The sequence below is a fragment of the Clostridium tertium genome (genome assembly GCF_017873245.1).
Classification (GTDB): Bacteria; Bacillota; Clostridia; order Clostridiales; family Clostridiaceae; genus Clostridium; species Clostridium tertium.
Genome location: NZ_JAGGJY010000008.1, coordinates 57098 through 73621, shown reverse-complemented (window position 1 = coordinate 73621; position 16524 = coordinate 57098). Strand labels below are relative to the sequence as shown.

The following is a 16524-nucleotide window of genomic DNA, read 5'->3' as shown; positions in this document are numbered from 1 at the left end:
AGCAATATGAACTATAGGTGTATATTGCTCATTTATTATAGAAAGGGAGAAATATGAAAGAAAGAAGAGATAAGTTTAGAAAGGTTCTAATTGATAATGATATAGATGCTATATTAATTAAAAGTAAGTCAAATAAAAGATATATTGGTGCTTTACCTGGAAGTGGGGTAAAAGTATTAATAACTAAAGATGATGATTATCAAATTATGGATGGAAGGTATATAAATGAAGCAAGTGAAGTAACTTCAGGATTTACAAATATAGTACATGAACAGGGTAAAAATTATATTAAAGTAGTAAAAGAAATTTTAGGAAGTAGAAATAGAGTTGGAGTAGAGCCTAATCAAATTTTATTGAAAGAGTATTTAAATTTAAAGGATTTTGATCTAGACATTAATTTATTAGATGATGAATTAGAATGGATAAGAAGATGTAAAGATATTTATGAAATTAAATCAATAAAAAAAGCCTGTGAGATTACAGATAAAGTATTTAAAGAGATTTTAGATAATATACGTATAGGCATGAAAGAATATGAATTATCAGCACTTATTCAATATTTATCAATAAGCAACGGAGCGAGTGGGATGGCTTTTGATACAATTGTTGCAAGTGGTAAAAGAGGATCTATGCCGCATGGAAGACCAACAGATAAAGAATTCGCTGCACATGAATTTATTACAATAGATTTTGGAATTATATATGAAGGTTATCAGTCAGATATGACGAGAACCATATGCATAGATGAGCCAGATCCTAAGTTAAAGAAAATATATGACATAGTTTTAGAAGCACAAATGGCAGGAGTGAATTATATAAAATCAGGAGTTGCATGCAAAGATGTAGATAAGCATGTAAGGGATATAATAAGTGGTTACGGTTTTGGGGAATATTTTACACATGGATTAGGACATGGAATTGGAATAGGGGATGGAGAGTTACCTATATTAAATAGTAAAAGTAATACTATTTTGGAGGAAGGTATGGTAATGTCTTGCGAACCAGGAATTTATATACCTAATACATGTGGAGTAAGAATAGAGGATGATGTATTAATTGAAAATGGGGTAGGAGTTGTACTAAATAATACAAGTAAAGATTTAATAATCCTGGAGGGAAAATAAATGAAATATAATTTAGATAAAAAGATTAATAGAAAGCTTAGCCACTGTCGTAAATGGGATAATAAAATTTTGAAAGAAAAGTTTGGTGTTAACGAAGATGCTATACCAATGGATATAGCTGAGCTAGATTTCGAATGTTCTCCTTCAATTAAAGAAGCATTGATAAAGAGAGCTAGCTTAGGTGATTATGGGTATACATATTATTATGATGAATATTATGACGCTATTATAAACTGGAATAAACGTAGGTTTAATGTGAATATAGAGAGAGATTGGATAAAGTTAGTGTTTGGTACTTGCTCCACATTACATTATATAGTTCAGTGTTTTTGTAATGAAGGAGATTCAGTAATGATTAATACTCCTGCTTATGATCCATTTGCTGAAGCTGTAGAGCGTGGTGGATGTAAATTAGTTTGCAATACATTAAAGTTAGTTAGTATGAGATATTATTTAGACTTTGAAAAAATGGAAGAACAGATTATAGAGAACAATGTTAAACTATATATTTTCTGTAGCCCACAAAATCCTAGTGGACGCGTGTGGTCAAAGGAAGAACTAAATAGATTAAGTGAAATATGTATTAAGCATGATGTGCTTTTAGTATGTGATGAAATACATAGGGATATAGTTTTTAATAGAGAGTCATTTACTACCCTATGGAATGCAAATGAAAATATAGATAATAATAGTATTATGTGTATATCACCTAATAAGGGATTTAATTTAGGCGGATTAAAATCATCATATATAATTATTAAAAACCCCAATATTAGGAATAAGATGCTAAATTACCTAAAGAAAGTCTATGTTACAAGTCCACATGTTTTTGCAATTCCAGCAGTTGTTGCAGCTTATAATGAAAGTGAAGAATGGCTTGATGAAGTAACTAAATATATAGAAGAAAACTTTATGATACTTTACAAGTGGATTGAAAGAAATATGCCTATGGCAAAGGTAATGAAAGCAGACTCAAGTTTTTTAGCTTGGATTAATATTAAAGATATATTTAAAAACGAAGATGAATTAAAGGAATTTTTTAAAAAATCAAATATATCAATGGTTGTGGGAAGTTATTTTGTTAAAGATGGAGAAGGCTGGGTTAGATTAAATATAGGTACTCAAAGAGAAATTTTATTAGAGGCCTTAAATAGAATGGAAAAAACTTTAAATAGTCAGAAATAATTTAATGAAACAAAAGTAAAAATAATAAATGAAAAATTCATTTGAATTTTTCATTTATTATTTTTATATAAATTACTAGTTCTTTCCCATTAATTCATCTATAAGTTCTTTTACAGAAATTATTTTATTTATTCGATGAGCATTTGCACCACAGAAAACTAATCCATTTTCGATATCGCCTTTTACAGCGTTGATTAAAGCTGAGCTTATACAATATGGTGTTGTTGCTGGGGTACAAGGAATCAAGCAATTATAACATTTAGTTATTTTTACTTTTTGATTTTTTAATGTTTCTGTTAATTTGTTTTTTATAGCTCTTCCTGGCATCCCTACAGGACTTATAGTTAATTCAATATCTTCTTTATTGCAATTAACATAAGCATTTTTAAAATTAATATGAGCATCACATTCATGAGTTGCTACAAATCTTGTTGCAACTTGTACGCCATTAGCTCCAAGATTTAGGTATTTAATCATATCATCATTAGTAAATACGCCACCAGCTACTACCACAGGGATTTCGGTATTAAATTCATTTTCGAAGTTTCTAACTTCTTTAATTATGTTTATAACGTTATTATCGAAATTTTTAATTTCATCATTTAGGTTATTTGCTTTAAAGCCAAGATGGCCACCTGCCATTGGACCTTCAACAATTACTGCATCAGCAGTTCTATTGAAATGTTTTTTCCAATATCCTAGTATTACTTTTACAGCTTTTGAAGATGAAACTATAGGAGCTATCTTTATTGAGCTTCCTTTTGTAATTTCAGGTAAGTTCAATGGAAGTCCAGCACCAGATATAATTAAATCAGCACCAGCTTCAATTGCTGCCTTTACATGTTCAACATAATTATTCATTGCGACCATTACATTAACACCTATTAGTCCATTTGAACTTATTTCTTTAGCTTTTTTTATATGATTAGCTAACCCTCTTAGATTAGCTTTTAATGTATTAGCTTCAAAATCTTCTTCCATATAACCTGCATGAGCAGCAGAAATAACACCAATAGCACCATTCTTTGCAACATTACCTGCAAGATTTGATAGAGATACTCCAACACCCATTCCCCCTTGAATTATAGGGACTTTAGCTATTAAATCACCAATTTTTAATGGTTTAATATTCATAATTTTACTCCTTTAAATTTTAAGAATAATACTTTGATAATCAAAATATTATTAATAGTATAGTTCAGAATTTTGGAAAAAACAATAGATAGTTTAAATAATAATTTATGTTAATAGATACTGATTATATTTTGGAAAATAAAATAAGAAAATGTGAAAATCACGAAATGAAGAAATTTATTATGCTTTGATATGGAAAATATAAAATTAAATATAAGAAAATCTTATTATATTTTAAATTTATAATTAAAAAAATATTACGAATGTTGACAAATTAAAAAAATGGTATTATCATGATGATATTACTTTGATAGTCAAAATATTTGAGAGTAGGAATTTTGTCGATATTTCTGTATTTTTATTTATTTATAGAATAGATATGACATTGAAGTAATTGATTGAATATGTAGAAGTTAAAGTTACATCTACATATTCAATAATAACTTAATATAAAATAATATTTTGATAATAAAAATATTTGATATTTGAGTTAAATATAACTTGAAAGTTGAATTTTTAGAAAGAGGCGTTAAATGAAAGGGGTAAAAGTAGTTGGATTTGGTCATTATTGTCCAGATAATATAGTAAGTAATAAGGATTTAGAAAGCATAGTTGAAACTACAGACGAATGGATAGTAAAAAGAACCGGAATAAAAGAAAGAAGAATATCTAGTGGAGAAGGCACAGTTGAACTAGCATATAAAGCAGCGTTATCCGCTTTGAAAAATAGTAATTGTGATAAAGATGATATAGATTTAATTGTTGTAGCTACTACTTCACCAGATAAAATTATGCCATCTACAGCTTGCAGTGTTCAAGGACTATTAGGATGTAATAATGCAGCTGCATTTGATATATCAGCAGCATGCTCTGGGTTTGTTTATTCTTTGATAGTTGCATCTAGTTTAATTAGAGGCACTGATAAAAAACGAGCATTAGTAATTGGATCGGAAGTTTTATCTAGAATAATAGATTGGAGCGATAGAAGTACTTGTGTATTATTTGGAGATGGAGCTGGAGCAGCAGTGATTGAAATATCAAATGATGAAGAAGGAATTATAAGTACATGTTTTTCATCTGATGGAAGCCTTGGGGAAAAGAGTTTAGTTGCAGGTGAATTAGAGTTAAATACACCTTTTGCAAAAGATAAAAAGTTAGAAAAAAGATATATAGAAATGAAAGGTGCTGAGGTTTATAAATTTGCAGTATCAATAATACCTCAAATAGTTAATGAATTGTTAGAAAAATCAAATGAGGATATAAAAAATATAAAATATATAGTTCCTCATCAAGCTAATTCAAGAATAATTGATGATGCTGCAAGAAGATTAAAAGTAGATAAGGATAAGTTTTATATTAATCTAGATAAGTATGGAAATACTTCGTCAGCAAGTATTCCAGTGGCTTTAAGTGAAATGTTTGAAAAAGGTCTTATAAAAAGAGGAGATAAAATAATTTTAGCTGCCTTTGGTGGAGGATTAACCTGGGCAGGAACATTAATTAAATTTTAGGAGGATTTTAAAATGGTATTTGAAAAGATTAAGGACATAGTAGTAGAACAATTAGGTGTTAATGAAGATGAGGTAAAATTAGAAACTAACTTCATTGAAGATTTAGGTGCAGATTCACTTGATTTATTTCAAGTTGTAATGGATATTGAAGATGCATTTAACGTAAAAGTTGATAATGTTGAAAATATTAAAACTGTGGGAGATGCAGTAAGATATATAGAAAATGTTATAGAAAAATAGAGTGGAGGAAATCTCATGAACAATAATATTTGCAAATTGTTAAATATTAAATACCCTATTTTTCAAGGGGGGATGGCATGGGTTTCAGATAGTTCTTTAGCAGCTGCAGTTTCTAATGCAGGTGGACTTGGAATAATAGCAGGAGCAAATGCTCCTGCAAGTTTTATAAGAGAAGAAATTAGAAAGACAAAAGAACTAACTGATAAACCTTTTGGTATTAATATAATGTTACTTTCTGAAAATGCAGATGAGATAGCAAAAATTGTAATTGAAGAAGGGGTAAAAGTTGTTACAACTGGAGCTGGAAATCCAGGAAAGTATATTGCAAGATGGAAGGAAGCTGGAGTTCGGGTTATTCCTGTTGTTGCATCAGTTGCATTAGCAAAGAGAATGGAAAGAGCTGGAGCAGATGCTGTTATAGCAGAAGGCTGTGAAGCAGGGGGACATATTGGTAAGTTAACTACTATGGTTTTACTTCCTCAAGTTGTAGATGCAGTAAATATTCCAGTTATAGCAGCAGGTGGAATAGGAGATGGAAGAGGCATAGGAGCAGCCTTTATATTAGGAGCAAGTGGAGTTCAAGTTGGAACAAGGTTTCTAGTTGCTAACGAATGTAGTATTCACGAGAATTATAAGGATGCTGTAGTTAAGTCAAAAGATATAGATACTGTTGTAACTGGTAGAGTTACAGGTCATCCAGTTCAAGTTATAAAGAATAAGCTTGCAAGGGAGTATTTAAATCTAGAAGGTAAAAATGCTTCTATAGAAGAGTTAGAGGAATTAGGTAGAGGAGCACTGAGAAAAGCTGTAAAAGATGGAGATATAGAAAATGGATCTCTTATGGCAGGTCAAATTTCAGGGATGATTACAAAAAAGCAAAGTGCTAAGGAAATTATAGAAGAAATGTTTAATGAATATGAAAATATAAGAAAGAGCCTTTAAAGAGGAGGAAGTATGAAAACAGCTTTTGTTTTTGCAGGTCAAGGATCTCAATATATAGGAATGGGAAAAGATTTATATGAACATATTCCAAGATGTAAAGAGATTTTTGATAAAGCAAATGATATATTGAGTTTTGATATAAAAGAACTAATATTTAATGGAAATAAAGAAGACTTAGATATTACAGAAAATACGCAACCAGCTATTTTGATAACTTCAATTGCAGCAAAAGAAGCACTTGAAGAAAGAGGTATTAAAGCGGATGTTGTTGCAGGACTAAGTCTTGGGGAGTATTCAGCTTTAGTATGTGCAAATGCTTTAAGTTTTGAAGAAGCAGTTGCTTTAGTGAAAAAAAGAGGAAGATATATGCAAGAAGCAGTTCCTATTGGAGTTGGATCTATGGCTGCCATAATAGGATTACCTATAGAAAAAATAAAGGTAGCTATAGAAAATTCTAGAGATAAGGGAATAGTAGAAATTGCTAATTATAACACTAATAATCAAATTGTAATTGGTGGAGAAAAAGAAGCAGTAGAAAAAGCTAAAGAACTATGTTTGGAATATGGAGCCAAAAGAGCTATTGAATTAAAAGTATCTGGACCTTTTCATACATCCTTGTTAGAAAAAGCATCAATAAAGCTCAAAGAAGAACTTAAAAACATAGAATTTAATAACCCTAGTACAAAAATAATATCTAATGTTACAGCGGAGTTTATAGATAATAAATCTGATATAGAAGAATTACTTTTTAGTCAAATAAAATCATCTGTTAAATGGAGTAAAAGTATAGAAAAAATGCTTAATATGGGTGTTGATACATTTATTGAATTTGGACCAGGTAGAGTGTTAAGTAGCTTTATCAAGGAAATAAGTAGAGAGAAAGGCTTAAAAGTAAATATTTATAATGTTGAAGATATGAAATCTTTAAATAAAACATTAGAAGGGATAGAAATTTTAAATGGTTAAGGATAAAAATGCAATAGTTACAGGTGGAACTAGAGGTATAGGTAGAGAAATAGCAAGGACATTAGCACAAAATGGAGCTAATATTGCTATAAACTATAGAAAATATAATGAAGAAGTAGAAAGTTTAATAGAAGAATTAAAGAGCTTTGGCGTTAAAGTAGTAGCATGCAAATGTGATGTAAGTAATGAAGAAGAAGTAATTAACTTTATAAAAGAAGTAAAGGATAAATTTGAAAGTATAGATATCTTAGTTAACAATGCGGGAATTACTAAAGATGGATTAATTATAAGAATGAGTGGAAAAGATTTTGATGATGTTATAGATGTAAATTTGAAAGGGACTTTCAATACAACTAAAGCAGTTTCATCTATTATGGTTAAGCAAAGATACGGAAAGATAATAAATATATCTTCTGTTGTTGGAGTAGCTGGAAATGCAGGTCAATGCAATTATGCTGCATCTAAAGCTGGTGTAATAGGATTTTCAAAATCAGTAGCAAGAGAGCTTGCAGCTAGAAATATAAATGTTAATGTTATTGCTCCTGGATATATAAATACAGATATGACAAGTGTTTTACCAGATAGAGTAAAAGAAGAAGTAATAAAGACAATTCCTATGAAAAAAATAGGAGAGCCTAAAGAAATAGCTAATTTAGTTTTATTCTTATCATCTAATTTATCAAACTATATTACTGGTCAAGTAATAAATGTAGATGGTGGAATGGTTATGCTTTAAAAGGAGAGTAGTTTATGAAGAGAAGAGTAGTAGTTACAGGCTTAGGAGCTATAACACCAATTGGAAATTCAATAGATAGTTTTTGGAATGCTGTTAAAGAAGGAAAAAATGGGATAGATAAAATAACATTTTTTGATACAACAGATTTTAAAGTTAAGGTAGCAGCAGAAGTAAAAGACTTTAAAGCAGAGGATTATTTAGGAAAAAAAGATGCTAAAAGACTAGATAGATATACACAATTAGCATTAGTTGCAGCAAAAGAGTGTATGAAAGATAGTAACATAGATTTAGATAAAGTAGATAGAGAAAGATTTGGAGTAATATTTGGTTCAGGTATTGGTGGACTTATTACTATAGAAAATCAAATAAGAACTTTAGTAGAAAAGGGACCAAATAGAGTTTCACCATTAACAATTCCAACATCAATATCTAATATTGCAGCTGGAAGTATAGCAATAGAGTTTGGACTTTTAGGATCATGTTTAAGTGTTACTACAGCATGTGCAACTTCAACTCATTGCATTGGTGAAGCTTATAGAAGTATAAAAGATGGATATTTAGATAGAGCAATAGTTGGTGGTGCAGAGGCATCAATTAATGAGTTTGGTATTGCAGGATTTCAAGCTTTGACTGCGCTTAGTAAAAGTGAGGATCCAAACAGAGCTTCTATACCATTCGATAAAGATAGAAATGGTTTTGTAATGGGAGAAGGAGCAGGAGCATTAATTTTAGAGGAATTAGAAAGTGCTCTTAAAAGAGGCGCAAAGATTTATGGAGAAGTTGTAGGATATGGAACAACTTGTGATGCTTATCACATAACTTCACCAACTCTTGATGGAGATGGAGCTTATAGATCAATGAGAGATGCAATGAATGATGCAAATATATTAGCAAATGAAATTGGATATATAAATGCTCATGGTACATCCACAGAGATAAATGATAAGGTAGAAACTTTAGCAATAAAGAAAGCCTTTAAAGATTTAGCAAAAGATGTTTATGTAAGTTCAACAAAGTCTATGACAGGACATTTACTTGGAGCTGCTGGAGCAGTTGAAGCAATAATTTCAATAAAAGCTTTAGAAGATGGATTTATACCAGCAAATATTAATTATTTAAATCCAGATGAAGAATGTGATTTGAATTTAGTTGCTAATGTTGGAAAAAATGAAGAAATAGATTATGCATTATCAAATTCATTGGGGTTTGGTGGCCATAATGGAACAGTTATATTTAAAAAGTGGAGGGGAAGATAGAAATGTTAACTTATGAACAAATAAAAGAATTGATAAAGTCAATAGATTCATCTTCTCTTAGAATATTTGAATTAGAAAGTGATGGTATTAAATTAAAGCTTAGTAAAAATGAAGAAAGCTTCAAAGAAATATCAAAAGATAGTAATAGTAATGGTGGGGTAATAGGTCAGGCTGAAAATAATGCAATAGTAATAAATAATAAAGCTGAAATAAAAGAAGAATCTATTGATATAGAAGATATAAAAAATAATAGTTTCAAATCAGTTAAATCACCTTTAGTTGGAACATTTTATTCATCTGGAACACCTGGTGGAAAACCTTATGTAGAAATAGGTTCTAAAGTAAAAAAAGGTGAAGTTCTTTGTATAGTTGAAGCAATGAAAATAATGAATGAAATAACAGCAGAAGAAGATTGTGAAATAGTAGAAGTTTTAAGAAACGATGAAGATATTGTAGAGTTTGGAATGGAATTATTTAAGATAAAGTAGGTGAAATATTTGGATATAAAAGAAATTATGGAAATAATCCCTCATAGATACCCATTTCTATTATTAGATAGAGTTGAGAGTTTAGAGGATAATAAAATAGTTGCAATAAAAAATGTAACAATGAATGAATACTTTTTTCAAGGCCACTTTCCAGTAGAACCAGTTATGCCAGGAGTGCTAATAGTTGAAGCACTTGCACAAGCAGGAGCAGTTGCACTTTTAAAAAGAGATGAGTTTAAAGGTAAAATAGCGTACTTTGGTGGAATAAATAATGCAAAGTTTAGAAAAAAGGTTGTTCCTGGAGATACATTAAGGTTAGAGGTAGAGCTTACTAAAATAAGAGGAGCAGCAGGAATAGGTAAAGGAATTGCATATGTAAATGATAAAAAGGTTTGTGAAGTAGAATTAACCTTTATGGTAGGATAGTAAAGAGGTGTTTTTATGATTAGAAAGGTATTAATAGCTAACAGAGGAGAAATAGCGGTAAGGATAATAAGAGCTTGCAAGGAGCTTGGAATACAAACAGTAGCTATTTACTCAGAAGCTGATAAAGATGCTATGCATACTCAGCTTGCAGATGAAGCTATTTGTGTTGGAAAGCCTAAATCAAAGGACTCATATTTAAATGAAAGCAATATTATTAGTGCAGCAGTAATAACCAAATGCAATGCAATTCATCCAGGGTTTGGATTCTTATCAGAAAATGCAGAATTTGCATCTATTTGTGAAGAATGTAACATAAAATTTATAGGACCAAGTAGTAAAACTATAAGCATTATGGGAGATAAGGCTAGAGCTAGAGAAATTATGAAAAATGCCGATGTTCCTGTAATACCTGGAAGCAATGGAATAGTTAAAAGTATTGAAGAGGCATATATAGAGGCTAAAGAAATAGGGTATCCAGTAATGATAAAAGCAGCTTTAGGGGGAGGCGGTAAAGGAATTAGAATAGTTCATAAAGAAGATGAACTTGAAAATGCTTACTTTACTGCAAAATCAGAAGCTAAAGTTAATTTTGGCGATGATACAATATATATTGAAAAGTTTATTGAAAATCCTAGGCATATAGAATTTCAAATCTTAGGTGACGAACATGGAAATATTATTCATCTAGGGGAAAGAGATTGTACTATACAAAGAAGAAATCAAAAGGTATTAGAAGAAGCACCATCATCAATTTTAAGTGATGATTTAAGAATAGAAATGGGAAGAGCAGCAATTAATGCAGCTAAAGCAGTAAATTATTTTAATGCAGGAACAATAGAATTTTTAGTAGATAAATATAGTAATTTTTATTTTATGGAGATGAATACAAGAATTCAAGTAGAGCATCCAATAACAGAAATGATAACATCAATTGATATTGTAAAAGAACAAATAAAAATTGCAAGTGGAGAATGTTTAAGCTTTTCTCAAGATGAAGTTGAAATAAAAGGGCATGCTATTGAATGCAGAATAAATGCTGAAAATCCTAGAAAAGGGTTTATACCTTCACCAGGAAAAATTGAATTTTTAAATTTACCTGGAGGTAATGGAATCAGAGTAGATACAGCAGTTTATTCAGGATATACTATTCCTCCAACATATGATTCAATGATAGCTAAGCTTATAGCTTATGGTAAGAGTAGAGAAGAAGCAATTAATAAAATGCTTAGAGCACTAGATGAGTTTGTGATAGAAGGTATTGATAATAATATAGATTTTCAAATAGATATTTTAAATAATGAGAAATTTCGCTTAGGGGACTTTGATACTAGTTTTATAAGCAAAGAATATAATTTATAGTTGGTGAAAATTATGGGGATTTTTAAAAAGAGACAATACGGAGTTATTAACATAACTCCACAAGAAGATGAAAAAGATATACCTATAGTTCCTGATGGAACTTGGATAAAATGCAGTAAATGTGGAAAAATTTTATATAAAAAGTCCTTAGAAGAAAATCTTAATATATGTTCAAACTGTAATCATTATTTTAGATTAGGTAGTTATGAAAGATTATCATATATTTGTGATAAAGATACTTTTAGAGAATTTAATAAATATATGAAATCAAAAAATCCAATGGATTTTCCAAACTACGAAGAAAAATTGAAGGTTAATGAAGAAAAGAGTGGTAACTCTGAAGCAGTAGTAACTGGGGAATGCGAAATTGGTGGAAATAGAACAATCATTGCAGTTATGGATTCAAACTTTCTAATGGGAAGTATGGGAACTGTAGTAGGAGAAAAAATAACTTTAGCAATAGAGGAAGCTACGAAAAGAAAATTACCTATTATAATTTTTACAGCTTCTGGAGGAGCGAGAATGCAAGAAGGAATATTTTCTTTAATGCAAATGGCTAAGATAAGTAGTGCACTTGCAAAACATAGTGAAGAAGGACTTCTTTATATAACGGTTTTAACAGATCCAACAACAGGTGGAGTTACAGCAAGTTTTGCTATGCTTGGAGATATTATACTATCGGAGCCTAAGGTATTAATAGGCTTTGCAGGAAGAAGAGTAATAGAAGGAACTATAAAAGAAAAATTGCCTGAAAATTTCCAAAGTGCAGAATTTTTATTGGATAATGGATTTATAGATAATATTATAAAAAGAGAAGATTTAAAAAAAGCTCTTTCAACTCTTCTAAAATTTCATAGGAAAAAGGAGGTGTAGTTGTGAATAAAAAAATCAAAGCATATGACAGATTAGTGATAGCAAGAATGGTGGAAAGACCAACTACACTTGATTATATAGATAAAATATTTACTAATTTTTTTGAATTACATGGAGATAGATGTTTTAAAGATGATAAATCCATAGTAGGAGGAATTGGACTTTTAAATGGTAATCCAATTACTATAATAGGGATTCAAAAAGGTAAAGATTTAAAAGAAAATATGGAAAGAAATTTCGGCTCTCCTCATCCAGAAGGGTATAGAAAAGCTCTAAGATTGATGAAGCAAGCTGAAAAGTTTAATAGACCTATTGTTTGTTTTATAAATACATCAGGGGCATATTGTGGTGTTGGAGCAGAAGAAAGAGGGCAAGGAGAAGCAATAGCAAGAAACTTAATAGAAATAGCACAAATAAAAGTGCCTATAATTTCAATAATAATAGGTGAAGGTGGAAGTGGTGGAGCTTTAGCATTAGCTTGTGGAGATAGAGTTTGGATGCTTGAAAACTCTGTTTATTCTATACTATCTCCAGAAGGATTTGCTTCTATACTTTTAAAAGATCCATCAAAATCAAAGGATGTTGCAGAAATTATGGGGATAACATCATATGAGCTTTTAGAAAGAGGTATAATTGAAAAGATAATAAATGAACCAAGAGGGGGAGCTCATAAGAATATAGAGTTAGTTGCAAATTCTATAAAAGAAGAACTAATAAATGAATTTAAAATATTAAATAATAAATCTAAAGAGACGCTTTTAGAGGAACGATATTTAAGATTTAGAAAGTTTAAATAAAACAATTTAATATTAATAAAATGACTATAATGTATTTTTAATATATAAGGAGATGTAGTAGCCAAATTCAGAAAGTTTTAATTAATGAATTTGGCTACCACATCTCCTTGATTTATGAATTTAATCTGTCATATAGCTATTAACTAACTCATAAGATCTATTTTTAGTTGTTTCGTATAAAGATGAATTATATGCAACAAATTCAAATGATCCACCTTTATATTTTTCAGCTTCATTAGTTGCTGTAGCTTCCTTTTTCTCTATCCATTTAATTTGTTCACTTTGCAAGTTTTGCATTGTTTCTGGTGATAACTGCTCTTTTAGTAAAGCATAAATCTCATTTAATGCTTTGTCATACATATCATAAGAAATTCCATAAAAACTTCTCATAGCATTTGTTATTCCAGCATCTGAATCCTTCTTTTCAGGTAAGGAATCAAGTTCTTTTTGGATATTATCTAATTTTTCTATAAATTCTTTTCTTCTTCCTTCTATTTTAGTTGCTGGATTTCTTGGATTAGCTTCTTGAGTATTGTCATTTATGTTTTCCTTATTTGATGAAGAAGATGAATCTGTAGCAGTTATATTATCCTCATTATTAACATAATTTACATCAGACTTTATTTGTTGATTTTTTTCTTTTATTTTATTTATAGAGCTTTCACTTTTTTTACTGTTTTTTGAACATGATACCAAGGTAATTAATAATAATGTTATGATAGTAAAAAATAAAATATTTTTAGCTTTCATTAATAATCTCCTTTTACTTTATTTTTAATTATATTTTCTAATTTTAATAATAATCTATAAAAATTAGTTTTTCATTTTGAAAATTTATTTAGTATTAGGATATGGTTTCAATTTATATAATAGTTCTAATAAATGGCATAATTTCATTATAACATTAATATTAATATTATCCATATATTTGCAAGTTGATTTAGGATATAAATTGCTTTAATATATTAAATCTTATATGATTTGTATTTATTAAATAATATAGAATATTTCAAAATTAATGTTATAATTAAAATATATATCATAAAGTAATTAAAAATGTAGAATTTAAATGAATGAAAAGTATTAGAGGATTTTTAAATAAAATATGTTTTTTATTATTTAAATTCTAAATTTAATAGAATAAAACAACGTAAACTTTTGTTTTTAATTCTAGTTATCTTAGGGGGGATTCAAATGAAAAGAAATGATTACATATCTTGGGATGAATATTTTATGGGTGTTGCAATATTAGCTGGAAAGAGAAGTAAGGATCCTAGCACTCAAGTTGGAGCTTGTATAGTTGATAATGATAATAAAATTTTAAGCCAAGGGTATAATGGACTTCCAAGGGGATGCTCAGATGATGAATTTCCATGGAACAGGGAAGGTCATGTATTAGAAACAAAATATCCATATGTAGTACATGCTGAATTAAATGCTATTTTAAATAGTAGAGGAACTAATCTTTATGGAGCTAAAATTTATGTTGCTTTATTTCCATGTAATGAATGTGCAAAAGCAATAATACAAGCTGGAATAAAAGAAGTTGTATACCTTTCAGATAAATACTTTGATTCAGATAACGTTAAAGCTTCTAAAAGACTATTGAGTGCATCAGGAGTTAAGATGAGAATATTAGAGCCTAAAAATAAGAATATAAATATTTCTTTAGATATAAATGATATTTAGCTAGCGAATTTTATTAATATAGTATTATAAAAATATATTAAAGCTAAATTTGATTTAATAATATAAGCGTATAAAAATATATTAAAAGATGATTTCTACATTATGAAGAAATCGTCTTTTTTCTTTATTCTACTTGGAATTAATTGTATAATATATGTATTAATAAAGAGTGAGGAAAAAATGAGATTAAGAGAGTTTTCTAGAAAGATAAAATTAAAAATAAAGGCTGTTTATTTAGCTTATAAGCATAAGGATACTCCAATAGTTGCAAAAATATCTGCTGGAATTACTGTAGGATATGCTTTATCACCAATTGATTTAATACCAGATTTTATTCCTATTTTAGGATATTTAGATGATTTAATAATTTTACCTCTACTTATATACTTATCAATAAAGCTTATACCAGAGGATATTATGAAGGAATGCGAAGAAAAATCAGAATATCTATGGAAAAGTGGAAAACCAAAAAATTGGAGATATGGAATACCTATAATTATTGGTTGGTTAATAGTTATAGGCTTAATAGTATATAAGTGGTGTATTAAATAGATTTTACTAATATATGAACTTACTAAAGATGAAGTTTCAAACAATTTTTTTAATGGTTACAATTTGGAAATAATTTAGCAAATATTATTAACAACTATAGTTTATAATAAAAATTAAATAATAGGCTTGGGAGATAAATATGAGAGAGAGTATATTAATTATAGAAGATGACAGAGATATAAGTGAAATACTGAGATTTGCTTTAATGAAGGAAGGATATAAGGTAAAAGTAAATCCAAATGGATTAGAGGTAAAAGATGAAATAAAGAATTTTAATCCAGACCTAATATTACTAGACATAATGTTAAATGATATAGATGGATTTAGTGTTTGTAGAAATATTTCAGACTATAATATTCCGATAATTATGCTTATAGCAAGAGTTGACATAATGGATAAGATATTGGGATTAGAGCTTGGAGCAGATGATTATATAACGAAACCATTTGATATAAGAGAAGTTATAACAAGAGTTAGAGTTGCTATAAGAAGAAGAGAAGAAATGAAAAAGTTGATTACTTCTAAAGAACAAGAGGAAATACTTGTAGATAATATAGTAATTAATGAAGCTTGCAGAAGTGTTCATGTAAATAATGAAGAGATTCAATTAAAGCCTAAGGAATTTGAATTATTAACATTTCTTTGTAAAAATACAAACAAGGTTCATTCAAGAAATCAATTATTAGATTTAGTTTGGGGATATGATTTTTTAGGTGATACAAGAACTGTTGATGTACATATAACAAGATTGCGTAAAAAATTAAAAGACAACTTTAATATAGAAACTATTTTTGGAGTAGGTTACATGCTAAAGGAGAAAGATATTAACAATAAGGTGTAAAGTTAGGATAGTTTTAGGGGTTATTTTCATTTTATCAATATTATTATTTAATTTAATAATGGACAAGTTTTTTGATAAAAATTTTAAAGATTATATATCAAAAGATATGTATAATATTTATAAAGCATTAGATGAAAATTTAGAAGATTATATAATAATAAATAATTTAGAAAAAGAGAAGATGTTAAAAGAGGATTTTAATAATAAAGTTATGAAATTTATTGTTGAAAGAGTAAATTGTCAAGGGAAGAAATAGGGATATAAAAAACAATGTTAAAACTAGTACATTAACATTGTTTTTTATTAATATTTATTTCAATATACCTTTAATCAGCTGGTATTATAAAATCAATCATAATTTTAAAAGATAAGATTTCTCAAGTATCTATAGGAAATTATTCACAA

General features: G+C 28.7%; 19 protein-coding genes. 17 read left to right on the top strand and 2 right to left on the bottom strand.

Annotation, left to right across the window (positions count from 1 at the left end):
* Positions 1-53 precede the first annotated feature (53 nt).
* Together J2Z25_RS10285 and J2Z25_RS10280 are read left to right on the top strand one after the other, a co-directional pair.
* Positions 54-1124: an aminopeptidase P family protein gene (locus J2Z25_RS10285; protein ID WP_209740304.1), complete on the top strand. Its 1071-nt coding sequence runs from the start codon at positions 54-56 to the stop codon at positions 1122-1124.
* Entirely contained in the window at positions 1125-2309 is a 1185-nt protein-coding gene (locus tag J2Z25_RS10280; protein WP_209740302.1) for a MalY/PatB family protein, read from the top strand. It abuts the gene before it with no gap.
* Between the two features lie 75 nt (positions 2310-2384).
* On the opposite strand, the gene J2Z25_RS10275 is transcribed toward J2Z25_RS10280, so the two are convergent.
* Positions 2385-3443: an NAD(P)H-dependent flavin oxidoreductase gene (locus J2Z25_RS10275; protein WP_209740300.1), complete on the bottom strand. Its 1059-nt coding sequence runs from the start codon at positions 3441-3443 to the stop codon at positions 2385-2387.
* Positions 3444-3976: 533 nt separating this feature from the next.
* Here J2Z25_RS10275 and J2Z25_RS10270 point away from each other — a divergent pair.
* The 11 genes from J2Z25_RS10270 to J2Z25_RS10220 are packed head-to-tail and all read left to right on the top strand — an operon-like array spanning position 3977 to position 13037.
* Positions 3977-4954 (top strand): beta-ketoacyl-ACP synthase III, encoded by a 978-nt coding sequence (locus tag J2Z25_RS10270; protein ID WP_008677478.1) that lies wholly within the window; start codon positions 3977-3979, stop codon positions 4952-4954.
* A gap of 12 nt (positions 4955-4966) precedes the next feature.
* Positions 4967-5194: an acyl carrier protein gene (gene acpP, locus J2Z25_RS10265; RefSeq protein ID WP_209740298.1), complete on the top strand. Its 228-nt coding sequence runs from the start codon at positions 4967-4969 to the stop codon at positions 5192-5194.
* A gap of 15 nt (positions 5195-5209) precedes the next feature.
* Positions 5210-6136, top strand: coding sequence for an enoyl-[acyl-carrier-protein] reductase FabK (gene fabK, locus J2Z25_RS10260; protein WP_008677480.1), 927 nt, complete (start codon positions 5210-5212; stop codon positions 6134-6136).
* 12 nt (positions 6137-6148) lie between these two features.
* Complete coding sequence (gene fabD, locus J2Z25_RS10255; RefSeq protein WP_209740296.1) at positions 6149-7102, top strand: ACP S-malonyltransferase; 954 nt, start codon at positions 6149-6151, stop codon at positions 7100-7102.
* Positions 7095-7838 carry a 3-oxoacyl-[acyl-carrier-protein] reductase gene (gene fabG, locus J2Z25_RS10250; protein WP_209740295.1) on the top strand — a complete coding sequence of 248 codons (744 nt, stop codon included), beginning with the start codon at positions 7095-7097 and terminating at the stop codon, positions 7836-7838. Before fabD ends, fabG begins: the two co-directional genes overlap by 8 nt.
* Before the next feature lie 14 nt (positions 7839-7852).
* Entirely contained in the window at positions 7853-9094 is a 1242-nt protein-coding gene (fabF, locus tag J2Z25_RS10245; RefSeq protein WP_209740293.1) for a beta-ketoacyl-ACP synthase II, read from the top strand.
* Positions 9095-9096: 2 nt separating this feature from the next.
* Positions 9097-9582 carry an acetyl-CoA carboxylase biotin carboxyl carrier protein gene (gene accB, locus J2Z25_RS10240; protein ID WP_209740291.1) on the top strand — a complete coding sequence of 162 codons (486 nt, stop codon included), beginning with the start codon at positions 9097-9099 and terminating at the stop codon, positions 9580-9582.
* 9 nt (positions 9583-9591) lie between these two features.
* The gene (gene fabZ / locus J2Z25_RS10235; protein ID WP_209740289.1) at positions 9592-10008 is read left to right on the top strand and encodes a 3-hydroxyacyl-ACP dehydratase FabZ; all 417 of its coding nucleotides are present in this window, start codon (positions 9592-9594) and stop codon (positions 10006-10008) included.
* Between the two features lie 15 nt (positions 10009-10023).
* A complete protein-coding gene (locus J2Z25_RS10230) occupies positions 10024-11367 on the top strand; it encodes an acetyl-CoA carboxylase biotin carboxylase subunit (RefSeq protein ID WP_008677486.1) in 1344 nt (447 codons plus the stop codon).
* Between the two features lie 12 nt (positions 11368-11379).
* Positions 11380-12240, top strand: coding sequence for an acetyl-CoA carboxylase, carboxyltransferase subunit beta (accD, locus tag J2Z25_RS10225; RefSeq protein WP_209740287.1), 861 nt, complete (start codon positions 11380-11382; stop codon positions 12238-12240).
* A gap of 2 nt (positions 12241-12242) precedes the next feature.
* Positions 12243-13037 carry an acetyl-CoA carboxylase carboxyltransferase subunit alpha gene (locus tag J2Z25_RS10220; protein ID WP_209740285.1) on the top strand — a complete coding sequence of 265 codons (795 nt, stop codon included), beginning with the start codon at positions 12243-12245 and terminating at the stop codon, positions 13035-13037.
* A 120-nt stretch (positions 13038-13157) separates the two neighbouring features.
* Here the strand turns inward: J2Z25_RS10220 and J2Z25_RS10215 are convergent, their stop codons facing one another.
* Complete coding sequence (locus tag J2Z25_RS10215) at positions 13158-13787, bottom strand: lysozyme inhibitor LprI family protein (RefSeq protein WP_209740284.1); 630 nt, start codon at positions 13785-13787, stop codon at positions 13158-13160.
* Positions 13788-14231: 444 nt separating this feature from the next.
* Between J2Z25_RS10215 and J2Z25_RS10210 the strand changes: the two genes are divergently transcribed.
* From J2Z25_RS10210 to J2Z25_RS10195, 4 genes are all read left to right on the top strand, one after another.
* Positions 14232-14726, top strand: a complete 495-nt coding sequence (locus J2Z25_RS10210; protein WP_209740282.1) for a deoxycytidylate deaminase — start codon at positions 14232-14234, stop codon at positions 14724-14726.
* Between the two features lie 180 nt (positions 14727-14906).
* Positions 14907-15278 (top strand): YkvA family protein, encoded by a 372-nt coding sequence (locus tag J2Z25_RS10205; RefSeq protein WP_209740280.1) that lies wholly within the window; start codon positions 14907-14909, stop codon positions 15276-15278.
* Positions 15279-15417: 139 nt separating this feature from the next.
* Positions 15418-16119, top strand: a complete 702-nt coding sequence (locus J2Z25_RS10200) for a response regulator transcription factor (protein ID WP_209740278.1) — start codon at positions 15418-15420, stop codon at positions 16117-16119.
* A 58-nt stretch (positions 16120-16177) separates the two neighbouring features.
* The gene (locus tag J2Z25_RS10195; RefSeq protein WP_209740276.1) at positions 16178-16375 is read left to right on the top strand and encodes a hypothetical protein; all 198 of its coding nucleotides are present in this window, start codon (positions 16178-16180) and stop codon (positions 16373-16375) included.
* Positions 16376-16524 lie beyond the last annotated feature (149 nt).

Coding starts and splice junctions, on each gene's coding strand:
- J2Z25_RS10285 (WP_209740304.1), top strand. CDS start 54: ATGAAAGAAAGAAGAGATAAGTTTAGAAAGGTTCTAATTGATAATGAT.
- J2Z25_RS10280 (WP_209740302.1), top strand. CDS start 1,125: ATGAAATATAATTTAGATAAAAAGATTAATAGAAAGCTTAGCCACTGT.
- J2Z25_RS10275 (WP_209740300.1), bottom strand. CDS start 3,443: ATGAATATTAAACCATTAAAAATTGGTGATTTAATAGCTAAAGTCCCT.
- J2Z25_RS10270 (WP_008677478.1), top strand. CDS start 3,977: ATGAAAGGGGTAAAAGTAGTTGGATTTGGTCATTATTGTCCAGATAAT.
- acpP (WP_209740298.1), top strand. CDS start 4,967: ATGGTATTTGAAAAGATTAAGGACATAGTAGTAGAACAATTAGGTGTT.
- fabK (WP_008677480.1), top strand. CDS start 5,210: ATGAACAATAATATTTGCAAATTGTTAAATATTAAATACCCTATTTTT.
- fabD (WP_209740296.1), top strand. CDS start 6,149: ATGAAAACAGCTTTTGTTTTTGCAGGTCAAGGATCTCAATATATAGGA.
- fabG (WP_209740295.1), top strand. CDS start 7,095: ATGGTTAAGGATAAAAATGCAATAGTTACAGGTGGAACTAGAGGTATA.
- fabF (WP_209740293.1), top strand. CDS start 7,853: ATGAAGAGAAGAGTAGTAGTTACAGGCTTAGGAGCTATAACACCAATT.
- accB (WP_209740291.1), top strand. CDS start 9,097: ATGTTAACTTATGAACAAATAAAAGAATTGATAAAGTCAATAGATTCA.
- J2Z25_RS10230 (WP_008677486.1), top strand. CDS start 10,024: ATGATTAGAAAGGTATTAATAGCTAACAGAGGAGAAATAGCGGTAAGG.
- accD (WP_209740287.1), top strand. CDS start 11,380: ATGGGGATTTTTAAAAAGAGACAATACGGAGTTATTAACATAACTCCA.
- J2Z25_RS10215 (WP_209740284.1), bottom strand. CDS start 13,787: ATGAAAGCTAAAAATATTTTATTTTTTACTATCATAACATTATTATTA.
- J2Z25_RS10210 (WP_209740282.1), top strand. CDS start 14,232: ATGAAAAGAAATGATTACATATCTTGGGATGAATATTTTATGGGTGTT.
- J2Z25_RS10205 (WP_209740280.1), top strand. CDS start 14,907: ATGAGATTAAGAGAGTTTTCTAGAAAGATAAAATTAAAAATAAAGGCT.
- J2Z25_RS10200 (WP_209740278.1), top strand. CDS start 15,418: ATGAGAGAGAGTATATTAATTATAGAAGATGACAGAGATATAAGTGAA.
- J2Z25_RS10195 (WP_209740276.1), top strand. CDS start 16,178: ATGGACAAGTTTTTTGATAAAAATTTTAAAGATTATATATCAAAAGAT.